Origin of the sequence: Microcoleus pseudofavosus SVA1_A4 (assembly GCF_036700565.1) — a bacterium.
In the GTDB taxonomy this organism is placed as follows: domain Bacteria; phylum Cyanobacteriota; class Cyanobacteriia; order Cyanobacteriales; family Microcoleaceae; genus Microcoleus.
Genome location: NZ_JAUBPE010000007.1, coordinates 14,320 through 26,956, shown reverse-complemented (window position 1 = coordinate 26,956; position 12,637 = coordinate 14,320). Strand labels below are relative to the sequence as shown.

10 protein-coding genes are annotated in these 12,637 nt (G+C 47.9%); 4 read left to right on the top strand and 6 right to left on the bottom strand.

What is annotated here, in order from left to right; translation table 11 throughout:
• Positions 1-4: 4 nt before the first annotated feature.
• Complete coding sequence (locus tag QUA02_RS04865; RefSeq protein WP_333025729.1) at positions 5-184, bottom strand: adenylate/guanylate cyclase domain-containing protein; 180 nt, start codon at positions 182-184, stop codon at positions 5-7.
• Between the two features lie 205 nt (positions 185-389).
• Between QUA02_RS04865 and QUA02_RS04860 the strand changes: the two genes are divergently transcribed.
• Positions 390-1,319, top strand: a complete 930-nt coding sequence (locus QUA02_RS04860) for a phosphoribulokinase (protein WP_333025727.1) — start codon at positions 390-392, stop codon at positions 1,317-1,319.
• Between the two features lie 68 nt (positions 1,320-1,387).
• Here the strand turns inward: QUA02_RS04860 and QUA02_RS04855 are convergent, their stop codons facing one another.
• Entirely contained in the window at positions 1,388-1,576 is a 189-nt protein-coding gene (locus QUA02_RS04855; RefSeq protein ID WP_333025726.1) for a hypothetical protein, read from the bottom strand.
• 110 nt (positions 1,577-1,686) lie between these two features.
• On the opposite strand from QUA02_RS04855, the gene QUA02_RS04850 reads away from it, so the two are divergent.
• Entirely contained in the window at positions 1,687-2,667 is a 981-nt protein-coding gene (locus tag QUA02_RS04850; protein ID WP_332983421.1) for an ABC transporter ATP-binding protein, read from the top strand.
• 428 nt (positions 2,668-3,095) lie between these two features.
• On the opposite strand, the gene QUA02_RS04845 is transcribed toward QUA02_RS04850, so the two are convergent.
• Positions 3,096-6,014 (bottom strand): sensor histidine kinase, encoded by a 2,919-nt coding sequence (locus QUA02_RS04845; RefSeq protein ID WP_333025725.1) that lies wholly within the window; start codon positions 6,012-6,014, stop codon positions 3,096-3,098.
• 236 nt (positions 6,015-6,250) lie between these two features.
• On the opposite strand from QUA02_RS04845, the gene QUA02_RS04840 reads away from it, so the two are divergent.
• Positions 6,251-7,414 (top strand): quinone-dependent dihydroorotate dehydrogenase, encoded by a 1,164-nt coding sequence (locus QUA02_RS04840; RefSeq protein WP_333025724.1) that lies wholly within the window; start codon positions 6,251-6,253, stop codon positions 7,412-7,414.
• Between the two features lie 306 nt (positions 7,415-7,720).
• Here the strand turns inward: QUA02_RS04840 and QUA02_RS04835 are convergent, their stop codons facing one another.
• Positions 7,721-7,948, bottom strand: coding sequence for a hypothetical protein (locus tag QUA02_RS04835; protein WP_333025723.1), 228 nt, complete (start codon positions 7,946-7,948; stop codon positions 7,721-7,723).
• Positions 7,949-9,033: 1,085 nt separating this feature from the next.
• Between QUA02_RS04835 and QUA02_RS04830 the strand changes: the two genes are divergently transcribed.
• Positions 9,034-9,675, top strand: coding sequence for a transaldolase family protein (locus QUA02_RS04830; protein ID WP_333025721.1), 642 nt, complete (start codon positions 9,034-9,036; stop codon positions 9,673-9,675).
• 144 nt (positions 9,676-9,819) lie between these two features.
• Here QUA02_RS04830 and QUA02_RS04825 read toward each other — a convergent pair whose 3' ends face one another.
• Both QUA02_RS04825 and QUA02_RS04820 read right to left on the bottom strand, forming a co-directional pair.
• The gene (locus QUA02_RS04825) at positions 9,820-11,892 is read right to left on the bottom strand and encodes a protein kinase domain-containing protein (protein ID WP_333025720.1); all 2,073 of its coding nucleotides are present in this window, start codon (positions 11,890-11,892) and stop codon (positions 9,820-9,822) included.
• A gap of 467 nt (positions 11,893-12,359) precedes the next feature.
• On the bottom strand, positions 12,360-12,629 hold the full coding sequence (locus QUA02_RS04820) for a hypothetical protein (RefSeq protein WP_333025719.1): 270 nt from the start codon (positions 12,627-12,629) through the stop codon (positions 12,360-12,362).
• Positions 12,630-12,637 lie beyond the last annotated feature (8 nt).

Here is a 12,637-nt window from a genome sequence, read left to right as displayed (position 1 = left end):
ATGACTAATTTCGCCCCAGCCAGAAATAAACTATCATTTCTTTCTTACCTTTAATCTCAACAGCACCGCCCATTTTAAACGAAAATTTATCTTTCAAACGCTCGTAAACCGCAGCAGTCACCTGAATTTCCCCCGGAATACCGTTTGATTCCATCCGCTGAGCAACATTTACTGTATCCCCCACAAATCGTCACGAAACTTAGTTAAACGAATGACTCCCTGAGTCTCCGGTGTCACATTATATTAAGAAATTTTACAATAATTTTACAAATTGGGGAGACTCCGGGGGATCGAGTCAAACCATCCGAGCGAGCGATCGGATCGAACACAATTTTGATAAGATTTAAGATTGACAACAAAATTTGCTATTGTGCGTCCGGGTAAAAACAATGAGCGATCGACCAATTATTCTCGGTATTGTCGGAGACAGCGCAGCGGGCAAAACCACCCTGACGCGGGGAATTGCCCAAGTATTGGGGCCAGAAAATGTCACTGTGATTTGCACTGACGACTATCACCGCTACGACAGAAAGCAGCGGGCAGAAATCGGAATCACAGCATTGCATCCCGACTGCAATCACCTCGACATCATGCAGCAGCACCTCAGCCTGCTACGCACCGGACAAGCAATTCTCAAACCCATCTACAACCACACATCAGGTACATTCGACCCGCCGGAATACATCAAGCCCAACAAATTTGTAATAGTTGAGGGTTTGCTGGGTTACGCAACCCGAACAATCCGCGATTCTTACGACGTAAAAGTGTATCTCGCTCCCCCAGAAGAGCTGCGAACTCAGTGGAAAGTTAAGCGCGATATCATGAAGCGCGGTTATACTGAAGAACAGGTGCTTGCAGAAATGCAAAAGCGGGAATCGGATTCAGAAGACTTCATTCGCCCCCAGCGTCAATTTGCCGATGTTGTAGTTAGTTTTTACCCGCCCGAAGCGGACAAAGAATCAAATTTGAGCGTCCGTTTAGTGCTCAGACCTACAATTCCTCACCCTAATTTTACTGAGATTTTAGGTCGAGGCAGTGAAAGTTTTAAACCTGCAATTCGCTTGGGGCTCGATCGGGATATGGGCAAACCGGTTGACGTTTTGGAAGTAGACTCCCACGCTACCAGCGAGCAAGTAAACGAACTGGAAAAGATTTTGTGCAGCGAGTTGCCGCACCTGCGGGGATTTTGCTCCGCCCAAGGCAACCCGGAAATTGGCAAACTTATCGGCACAACTGGCGAAGTTTTGCAAAGTTACCCGCTAGCTTTGACGCAGTTGCTAGTTGCATATCACATGATGAAAGCAATTCATGTGTATTAGTTAGTTGTTGGTTGGCAGTTGTTGGTTGTTAGTTGTTATTGCAATGACCGATAACAACTAACCAATAACTAATGTACTCGCAAACTCAGATTAGCATTAGCCAATTGCTGAATTGGCAGCGAGACTGGCAACTGACTTTGAGGTGCGGGCAGCATTTCCCCTCGGAAGTCGAGGATGGTGACGAGCAGCAGATAGGCAACTGCTAAAATTATAGAAATCACCCCAGTGATAATAGCAATAATTTTTGAACGGTCCATATTGAGAAAAATTTAAGTGCAGCTAATATTAGTTTAACATTTAAAAAATCAATTATTACTTAACTTATGAAATAGAATATAATCAGGTGCTAGTTATTTCTCTGACAAAAATGGAACCTCTTGTAGATGCGCCCAATCCCACCGAGATGCCCGGATCTACCCCAGTAGTGGAAACATTTAATCTGGGCAAGTTCTACCGTACTGGCTTTTGGATGAACCAAAAGATTGAATCGCTCAAAAGTTGCACTCTGAGTGTCTTTGAGGGGGAAACTTTCGGGCTGTTAGGGCAAAATGGAGCGGGGAAAACTACGCTGCTGAAAACTTTGCTGGGTATAGTGCAGCCGACTTCCGGGAGGGCGCTACTGTTGGGGAGGCCTTTGGGCGATCGCACAGTGAAGCAGCGAGTCGGCTATTTGCCAGAAAATCCCTATTTTTACGATTATCTCACGGGCTGGGAATTCTTGCAATTTGCGGCGGGGTTATTTCAAATTCCCCCCTCGATTCAGCGGCAGCGAATTCCGCATTTGCTAGACTTAGTTGGGCTAGCTCAATCGGCAGCAATTAAAAAACAGTTGCGCCAGTATTCTAAGGGAATGCTGCAACGGATCGGCATGGCTCAAGCTTTGATTAACAATCCAGATGTGGTATTTTTAGATGAGCCGATGTCGGGTTTAGATCCGATGGGACGCTATCAGATGCGGGAGATAATTTTATCGCTGAAAAATCAAGGAAAAACAATTTTTTTTAATTCGCATATATTGTCTGATGTGGAGAAGATTTGCGATCGAGTGGCAATTTTGGCGAAGGGTGAATTAATCTGCATTGGTGCGATCGACCAACTTTTGGGTAATACTGAAACTTACCGGGTTGAAGGTAGGGGCGGCCATTTGAATATCCTGCAAAAATGGATACCGGATATGGAAGTTGATAATGATTTGTGGTACGGTCATTTGCAGGGCAGTCCGAAGGAGTTTCTTTCTAGTCTGAGCGCTACGGGAGGGCAGCTAATTGGGATGAATTTAGCTAAACCTACTTTGGAAGAGTTTTTTATGCAGCAACTGGAAGAAAGAGGGATTTATTCTAGTAGTTGAAGTCAATGAAATCGGCGGTTGAAACCCGGCGGTTTAGGGCTTGTCATTACCAACATCAAACGACGGGGTTGTAAAATCCGCAGCCCAGCACATATCCATCAATCGACTAACGGGACTTAAACAAAAAACACGAGCTAAATGAATTATAATACTTGCATAGCAAGCATATAAGCTGTCACGCATTTAAATTGCATATTGAGGGCGGGCGGGACACCCCACAAGACGGCGAATTGTTTTTTGACCTTCAATTTAAATGCACAACAGCTTAACGCAATACGCTTGGGTTAAGGAAAATTGTAGCGAAAATGTTGGGCGGAGTGAAACGGAGGGTTCGTTCACTCGTGCCCAACCGTAGCGCGATCGGTTTTTTAGCACTAACTGAACCGTATTGGCATATAACGTTGGAGTTAGCTCGCCCCAACATAATTTTAGGTATTGGCTAGGGGCAGCACTAAGCGGGCGACCATTAAATTATTTTCTAACATTTCTAAAGAAAAGTTTCCCCCCATTAAGCGTACCGCTCGCTGACAAATTAAGAGATTTTGAACGATCGACCTATTTGAAGAAACCGCTAATATATCAGGCTGGGAACCGCGGTTGAAGGCAGCAATTAACTGTCGATCGATCGCGCCGCTATCAGTAACAGACAATTCTAGCAAATCTTCCCCCAACAACTGAGAGCGAATCTCAATTTTGTCGCCAACAGAGGAGCGCCTGCAAGCCGCCCCCAGCAATTCGCACAGTATCAAATCCAGCTTGATGCTGTCGGCGCGAACGCTCAAAGTCTGGCCCGCAGGCAGCGACACAGCACTTTCTCTGTGCACTTCCAGCAAGATTTTCGACTGTTTGACCAGGGGAGCCGTTCGATCGATCGATCGCCTCAACCAAGCGTTCACAGGCACCGCATCTTGTCCGAATTGCAGCCGCCACTGTTCCTGTTTCAGCAACAAATGAGTTGACCCCAAAGCATTGCCAATTTGTCGCAAAACCTGTTGGTAGCGCAAAGTTTTCAGAGCATCCTTTTGTTCCTTCGCCGACTGCAAAATCGACTGACTCAACTCCCCCAACTCCTTCACCCCCGCTCCCACAGTGCGGTAAAAATCCTCGAAACGGCGCTGCTTGTACCAGTTGAGCAGCTCCAGATCCAATCGCTGCGACTCGCTTGCCGATTGCACCGCCAAATACCTGCGCCACCAAGCCAACTGAGACGCCATCGAGCTGAGTAAATTCACCGACAACTCCGACCACTGGCGGCCCGGAGCGTCCGCAGCCACCACAATGCCCGCCGGAGCGTGTTCGGGGGAAGTCCGCAGCGCCACCGCCAGAATTTCGCCAATTCCCGGACTGCGGAGCCACCGCTTCGTCGCCAGCGGCATTTGGCTCATGCTCTGTCGCAGCACGCCCGCGAATGCCAGGGTTTGTTGGATCAAAGCATCTGTTTGGACAGGAATCACGGCCTCGGGATTGAGGGCAAATACGGGATTGGCAGCTACCGCCGCTGCGATTGAAGCTTCCTCCTGGCCGGGATTCCAAGTAATTACTGCTACTAAAGGACAGGAAATTGTCTGGGAAACGTGTTGAGCAAAGTTACGATCGAGCTTTTGCAGCGGCAACTCTGGGAACATCGTCGGTGAAGCAGCAGATATCTGTTGCCCAGATTGCTCCTCGCCAGAATGCTGCAAAACCGCCAAACCCGATTTGAGCGATCGCTCAAATTGCTGATATTTGTCGATTTCCGAACTCTGCTGCCAGGAGTGCAAGATCAATCCTAGCTGTTGGCTCACTATCGCAACTAATTCTCGCTCCGATCGCCTCCAAGTGCGAGTTGCACTGTGCCCGACAACCAGCAAACCCTCGATCGATTGGGGATTGGGGATTGGGGATTTTCGATTGGGGTTTTCTCCCTCGAACTTTTTCCCTTGAGTGCTCGATGCCAAAAGCGAGCGCACCCCCGCCTCCGCCAACACTTCCCGCCAAGCGCCCAACCGCCCGTCTTCCTCCCAATTTTCAATAGCCAGAGGTTCGCGCATCAACAACAGCCCCACGTCAGCTACATCGAGGGCGTTGAGCGGCGACGGCACTGGCCTGCGGTTGCGGGGCTGATTTTGGCAGACAATTTCAAAGCGATTTTGTTCTTCGCCGTACAGCAGCAGCAAAAAGTATTCGCATTTGAGTCTCCCGCACAACTGCTCGGCGGTATTTTTCAAAGTCTCCTCCCAGTCAGCATCGCTGTAGATGGCGCGAGCTATTCCGGCAGTTAAATCTCGATCGATCTCAGTTTGCTGAATCCTCTCCTCCATCTGGGACACAGGAGCCGTCAGAGCCACTAACTGCGCCGCTCCCCGCAGGTAATGCTTTTCATTGTCTTGCCAAATCCGGGGCTCGCCGGCTTCGACTGCCAAAAATCCCAACAATTCCCCTTCTGAAACAATCGGCGCAGCCAACAGAGAGCGAGCGCGGATTTGCTGCATCAACCGCCCCGTCAGCTCAGTTTTCAGAGAACTTTGAGATTCACCGATCCAAACCATTTCTTCCCTGCCCAAAGCCTGATAAAATTCGCCCAAGTCTTGGACGGTGATGCCCGAAGCCGCTCGGCCCGGCCCGCCCAAACCCGGAGTAACTTGGCGGTTGCTGACTCGACGCCAAAAATAGCGCCGCTCTCGCTCGAACCAATAAACATTGGTGCGCGTCGGCTCGATAAATTCATGGGCTTGTTCGACAACCGCTTGCAAGTATTGGTCGAGCGATCGCAGTTCCCGCAACTGCGAAATCAGCGCTAAAAGAGACTCATCTGGGCGTTTTACTTGTTCTCGCTGCCAATCTTTTTCTATTTGATAAAGAGCAGTGGCCAGCGATCCAAATACGAGCGCCAACTGCGTTTTTTCCCCCGACTTTGGCGACGCTCCCCACACGTCAGTGCCGAGCAAAATCACGCCGTAGCAGCGGTCTTTGTAGCGGAGAGGAAACAGAGTCGTGCCTTGAATGTTAAAAGTTTGAGCTGCTTTGCGCCATTCTCCGGCTCTGTTTTCCGATCGCAAATCCGGGACTCCCACCGGCCGAAGCTGAATCACTACTTGTTCCAGCAAATCCCCCGGACTGAGGGCAAACCGCTGTTTGAGAAAAGAAAGGTCGCCGTTAGGAGTCATGCCGCCTTTCCCGAACAATCTGTGGGCTTGTCGATCGTACAACCCGATCCAAATCAACCGCCAGTCAAATTCCGCTTGCAAGTAACCGAGTGTTGTCTCCAGCAGCACTTCAACATTCTCCTCTTCTCGGAGAGTTTGGAGAACGCGCTCCAGGGCAGCGATTTGTTCGTCTAAATCCTTCGGTCTTTGCTCATGCCCCATTTCCAAGCTTCCCCCCACCTTTGTCCAATTTAAAATTACCCACTTAAAAATTTAAAAAAATAAAATGGAAAAGAATCAACTTATAATATAATCGTCTCACTTATCCTTCCATCTAAAACATTGGATCGAGTCGATCGAAGTTGAAATAGAAGTTGAAATAAAAACTTCACCTTCGCTTTTTCCTCCTGAATATTTTTATTGACCTTCTCAATTGTCAACTGCCCCAGGACAACTCATTGGATATTTATCAATCAGGTGTGCGGCCGCTGTTGTTTTCCGTATTGAAAACCGATGCCGAGTGGGTGCACAACCGCACTCTCCAAGTTCTCGAACTAGCAGCCAGAACCCAGTCAAACCCCGCAACCAGCCGAATGCTCTCCCAATTGCAGAAATCTTTGGGAGTGCAAGATTCTCGCCTCGAACAATCGAAGTGGGGACTGAGCTTAAAAAATCCTGTGGGCTTGGCTGCGGGATTTGATAAAAACGGCGTAGCTGCTGACATTTGGGCAAATTTTGGCTTTGGCTTTGCCGAACTCGGCACTGTCACTTGTCAACCGCAGCCGGGAAACCCCCAGCCTCGCTTGTTTCGCTTGACTCAGGACAGTGCAGCCCTCAACCGCATGGGATTTAACAATCAAGGAGCCGCGGCAATGGCAGCCCGGTTTGAGGCAGCACAGAAAAATTCAAAATTCGATGCCTCGCGCCCCATGCCTCAGTCCCCGTTCCCGATCGGCATCAATCTCGGTAAATCTAAGGTAACACCGTTAGAGCAGGCAGCAGCCGACTATTTGGAGAGTTTTAAGCTGCTCAAAGATTGGGGCGACTATTTTGTAGTCAACGTTTCCTCTCCGAATACGCCTGGATTGCGATCGCTCCAAGATGCTGCTGGGCTTACCACAATTTTGGAAATTTTGCAACAAGAAAATCAGGGCATCAAGCCAATTTTAGTCAAGATTGCGCCGGATTTGGAGCCGCTTGCGATCGCATCAATCCTCGACTTAGCAAAAACCTACCAACTAGCAGGAATTATCGCCACAAACACCACCATCCGCCGCGACGGATTGAAAACACAAATATTGCCAGAAACCGGCAAACCGATCGCCGAAGAAGCCGGCGGAATTAGCGGGCTTCCAGTGCGGGAGCGATCGACAGAAGTAATCAGATTTATCTGGCAGTACACAAAAGGCGAATTACCAATAATTGGAGTGGGCGGCATTTTCACCGCCGAAGATGCTTGGGAAAAAATAGCCGCCGGTGCGAGTTTAATTCAAGTTTACACCGGTTGGGTTTACGAAGGGCCTTGGATGGTGCGCCGGATTCTCCAAGGTTTGCTGCAAAAGTTGGAAGAAAAAGGATTTAATTCGATTTCTCAGGCAGTTGGTTCCGGGAATATTAAGTAGTCCTTAGAGATAGGACTAAAGTGGGAGCATCCCAATTTGGTAAAAAGCGTTTTTTAGGAGTGCGAGCGTCTCGCTCGCGATAAAGGCCGTTCGCTATGGACGACGTGAGCGCGCTATATCATCCAAATATATTATTCTGATGCAACCGTCCATGATATGAAAGCAAAAATGGGATGCTCCCACTAAAGTTCTCACTACAAACTGGTTTTCTGATAATTAACCGGAAATTAGTAAGTTTTGAGTCAAACAAAATTCTCAACCCTACTCCCAACTCATAACTCGCCCGTTGCGGTAGCACTCCATAACTTACTTGCGTTGGGAAAGTTCAGCCAGCGTCCAAGTTACGCTCACCATCATCAAGCGCCCTAGAGCCTTCAAACGGTCTTTGCCACTATTTTCAACCAATTGAGACAGAGTTTCAGAGTTAACATTTATCGACAATTCTTCAGCGCTGGCTGCTGGTTGTTCCAACTGGGCTTGTTCAGAAGATGTCTTAAGGCTGACTTGTGGCTGCTGATTTTGTTCTTCGGTCATTTTCTGAGTCCCCTCCTTGAGTTATTGCATACATAACCCTAACTACAAATATAAGCTCTTTGTATCCGGGATTTGGCGAGTCAAGTTTTCCCTACCCGACAATCGCAGTTACCAACTTATACCATTTTAGAATTGAGATTTTAGATGAGAAATTACTGACGAATTAAGGATTTGGAGCCTTGGCTACAGTTGCATTACTTTTTTAACTGGTATCACTTCCAAGTTTTGAATTCTGTTGTGAGCTATCTTGAATAGCACTTAGGGAACTGGCACACTCGAATCGACTTGTAGGGTGTTCTACTACTTTGATTGTGAATGGATTATCAAGGGTATAGGATAGTAGAGCACTTTACTAATTGTGACACACTTGCCTTAGTCCTGCTTGAATAGCACTTACTCACTGGAAGCATCTCTTTGGGAGAGTAAAAAGCATTTTTTAAGAGTGCGAGTATGCCCGATCTCGCTTCGATTTCGCGTTTTTATGTACCCTCATACACAAGATTGCGCCCGGATGCTCTCATAAAGGTATTTTTGAAAAACCGGGTTTTTTTCAATCTTGTTAAAAAAATCATTCCCAAAAAAAGGAACTATTACCTATTGATTTTTCTGGACTTTTGGGATATATTTTAGATAATGGAAGTAGTAAATCAAAATTAAATTTTGCCACTATTTCCATTATCTAATTGTACTTCAACTAATGACCAAAGTCAAGGTTTTAACAATAAAAAAAAAGGCGATTTTTTTTTATTCAAGCAACTCAAATTCATTGGCCCATGACTAATTCTCCGTTACCGTCAATAACTTGTCCGCGATCCCAATCGCAGGAATATTCTGAGATTGAAACCATCTCCCGTGTCCGATCGATCGCTTTCCCTCATAAACCCGGTTTCTTGACGCAATTCCTGTTGAATTCAAAACTCACGGACTACTACCAGTGAGGTACATCACTAAATTGTTATATTTGCTTAAGAGTAATATTTACGAGATTCTGATATTGTTAAAGCTTAAGAATTAATTTCGCTCTGATTTATCTCAAGCTGAAACAAGCGTCGGGAAATTATTAACAAACTGAAGGTGTAGAGCCGATGGCAATTTATGTTGATACTGCAATTGTAACGGAAGCCGCACAGGCGAGCAAGTTCGGATGGATAGCGGGAATTACTACTAATCCGACACTTTTGGCAAAAAGCGAGTTATCTCCTGAAGTGACGCTCAAACAACTGGCACAACTGATTCCTGGAGAAGTGTACTATCAGCTAATGGCATCAGATTTTGATGGCATGGTAGCAGAAGGAAAGGCTGCTTTTGAGTCGATCGGGCGGCAAACTGTTTTGAAAGTTCCGGCAACGGTGGCGGGTTTCCAAGCAGTAGCGCATTTGTCGGGGGAAATTCCTTGTGCGGTGACAGCTATTTACAGCGCGGCCCAGGCCGTTGTCTCAGCAGAAGCGGGGGCTAAATATGCGATCGCCTACGTGAATCGCGCCACCAGATTGTTGGGAGACGGTTTTGCCTTAGTGCAAGATATGGCAGATGTCTTGAAGAAAAGCAATACTGAAATTTTGGCAGCTAGCATTAAATCGCCGGAAGAAGCGGTAAAAACTTTATTAGCTGGCGCGCATCATTTAACATTGCCTTTTGATGTATTGCAGGCAATGACACTTCACGAGTTGTCCCAGCAAACTGTGGAGGAATTTGCCAAAAACGGGCGGGGAATTTTTTATAGATAATTTGGGAATTGGGAATTGGGAATCGGGAATCGGGCATTGGGCATTGGGCATTGAGAATTAGTTATTAGAACTAACAAATAACTAATGACTAATGACTAATGACTAATGACTAATGACTAATGACTAATGACTAATGACTAATGATTATGGCATTCGCCAAATCTTAATAGTGCGATCGGGACTGCCGCTCACAAAAGTCTTGCTATCTCTGGCAATAGCAACAGAATTCACAAACTGACTGTGACCGGAAAGAGTGCTTCTTTCTTTTCCCGTCTTCAAATCCCAAACTATAATATCTCCGCCCCCGCCGATTAAACTGCGGCTGTCCGCGCTAAAGGCGATCGTCCTCACCCAGCTCGAATCCCCTTTAAAAGTGCGGGTGCGCTTGCCGTCTTGGACGTTCGACAAACGGATCGTATTGTCGCTGCTAGCACTAGCCACAACTTGCCCGTTCGGGCTAAAAGCCACAGCATTAACCGCGCCCCCGTGACCTGTGATAATTCTTCTGACTTCTCCGGTGTCGAGATTCCACAAACGCACAGTCTTGTCCTGGCTGCCGCTAGCGAGAGTTTTACCGTCCCGGCTCAAAGCGATCGCGTTTACTCCTCCGGTGTGGCCGCTCAAAGTCAGCAACCTGCTGCCGGTTTTGACATTCCACAAGCGAACAGTTTTGTCATCGCTGCCGCTAGCCAGATTTTGACCGTTGCTGCTAAAAGCGATCGCGTTGACGGCGGCTTTGTGAGCGGGAATTGTCCGCATCCGCCGCCCCGTCTTCAAATCCCACAAAATCACATTATTGTCGTCGCCGCCGCTGGCCAAAATCGAGCTGTCCGGGCTCACGGCTAGCGTGTTGACCGATTTTTTAGAATGCACCGGATTGAGAGTCCGCACCAAGCGTCCCGTCCTCACATTCCAAATTCTAATCGTCCCAAAGCTTGCGCTCACCAAAGTTTGACCGTCCGGCGACAGGGCGATCGCATTTACACTCCCGACATTATCCAAACTTCTTTGCAAAAACTGACTGCTAGGCAAACTAGAAAGCAGCCACACCGGGTTTGCCGGAAACACCCCGTAACGCAGCGAACCGTAAATTTGAGATCCGCCAATACCCAGCATCAAAACAGCAGTGCCCGCCAGCAACTTATTTTTCCACCAATCAAAAGCCTCTTTCCCGGGCTTCTTCAAGCCCGAATTTAGAGGTCTGAGGCGGTTCCTGGAACTCTGCTTCGTCGCCCCAGACCCCCCGGAAAGTCCGCGAATTTTAGTTTGCCCCGTCGTCGGCAACTGAGTCGGCAACTGAGTTTCTGCGTCGTCGAGATTAATTTCCTCCAAGCACTGCAAAACCATCTGCGGACTTTGAGGTCGATTTCCCGGAAAAGGCGCCATCAGGTAATCGATCACATTAGCTAGGGGGTCGGAAACTTGAGGAGCTCCTTTGCGCCACATTAATCTGCCCGTGCGCGGGTTCTCGGGAAACGCAGTCGGTGGCTTCCCAGTCAGCAAATAAACAAAAGTGCGCCCCAGAGCAAAAAAATCCGACTGCGGAACAGCCTTGCCATTAGTTTGTTCCGGCGGCGTGTAGCCAGGAGAAACAATACCAGTGACGTTTTGCCCCTGGCCCACCTTAGCGAAATAAGTCGCCGACACTTCCCTAGCAGTCCCGAAGTCAATCAGCACTAACTGCCCGTTCGGCTTGCACATAATATTGTGCGGCTTGATATCCCGATGAAAATAGTTTAGTCTGTGAACTTGGTCTAAAATTTCCGACAGTTGTTTGAGCCAGTTCAGAGCTTGTTCTTGACTGATCGGGCGGCCCCGATGTTTCAGCCAGTCTTGCAAATTTGCCCCAGCAATTTTCTCCATCACCAGACAGTGAAAAGACTCTGTGCTGTGAGCTGGCGAAAATGTAAAATAACCGTCGCGATCGACTTTTGGAATACCTGGATGTCTCAGCCTGACCAATACGTCGGCTTCTTGCTTAAAAAGTTCTACAGCTTTGGGATGTTCTTTGAGCAGGACTTTGAGCACTTTTCGGGCGCCGTTGTCGTCCACTTCAAATGTTCTGCCAAAGCCGCCGTTTCCGAGAGGCGTGACTAGCCGATATCGACCTTCCAACAAAAGTTGAGACCCGCAGTGGATACACGCGGATTTGCCAGAGTTTGCTGGATCGGAGGGATTCGGGCATTTGGGATTGAGGCAATAACTCACAGAAGCCACATAACCCTGATTGAGGTTGCTCTATCAAGTTTTACTTTGACACTCTGGGCACTCTTCGTGACTGAGATTCTTGATTCAGCGAAGTCACTTGCTTGGGACTGGATTACTCCAGCCAAAGTAAGGGTGTCTTCTCCTCAAGCGTAAATTCCGGTATGCCCTACCGTACTTGATTAGTCCTCTTAATCTAGTTCGGTTTTTGTTCAAATGCGAGTTTTTCTAGACGGCAACACCGTTAGGCGTGACTGCGTACTCAACATTCCAGTTAAGTTTTTACGTTGTCTAGTTATACTCAATTTTCAACATATCACGATCGTAGCACACCTAGTACAAGACTCATGAATACGGGGACTGAAGTCCAGAGGGGTCGCTGAAGTCAAGCGGACTAAAGTCTCCCTCGTTTTCCGCATCCCGTCTTTTTCTATAACGAGAGAGGAGCCACATTTCCATTGTACGATCGCGGGCGACCACTATCGAAGGCATTCGGCAGAAGTCCGAGCGAAGAGGGAAGGGAGGGGGAGAGTGGGACATAGGGACATAGGGAGAGTGGGAGAGTGGGAGAGTGGGAGAGTGGGAGAGTGGGAGAGTGGGAAAAATCTTCCCCCTTCCTTCTTCCCGACATCCGTTACATCCGTTACATCCGTTACAAAATCCGTTGCCGAACTTCCTTCTTCCTTCTTCCCGACATCCGTTACATCCGTTACAAAATCCGTTGCCGAACTTCCCTCTTCCTTCGGCATAAGAAAGC

What these genes read in the sequence shown, in the direction of transcription:
- QUA02_RS04860 (WP_333025727.1), top strand. Translation starts at nt 390, where the DNA reads ATGAGCGATCGACCAATTATTCTCGGTATTGTCGGAGACAGCGCAGCG.
- QUA02_RS04855 (WP_333025726.1), bottom strand. Translation starts at nt 1,576, where the DNA reads ATGGACCGTTCAAAAATTATTGCTATTATCACTGGGGTGATTTCTATA.
- QUA02_RS04850 (WP_332983421.1), top strand. Translation starts at nt 1,687, where the DNA reads ATGGAACCTCTTGTAGATGCGCCCAATCCCACCGAGATGCCCGGATCT.
- QUA02_RS04845 (WP_333025725.1), bottom strand. Translation starts at nt 6,014, where the DNA reads ATGGGGCATGAGCAAAGACCGAAGGATTTAGACGAACAAATCGCTGCC.
- QUA02_RS04835 (WP_333025723.1), bottom strand. Translation starts at nt 7,948, where the DNA reads ATGACCGAAGAACAAAATCAGCAGCCACAAGTCAGCCTTAAGACATCT.
- QUA02_RS04830 (WP_333025721.1), top strand. Translation starts at nt 9,034, where the DNA reads ATGGCAATTTATGTTGATACTGCAATTGTAACGGAAGCCGCACAGGCG.
- QUA02_RS04820 (WP_333025719.1), bottom strand. Translation starts at nt 12,629, where the DNA reads ATGCCGAAGGAAGAGGGAAGTTCGGCAACGGATTTTGTAACGGATGTA.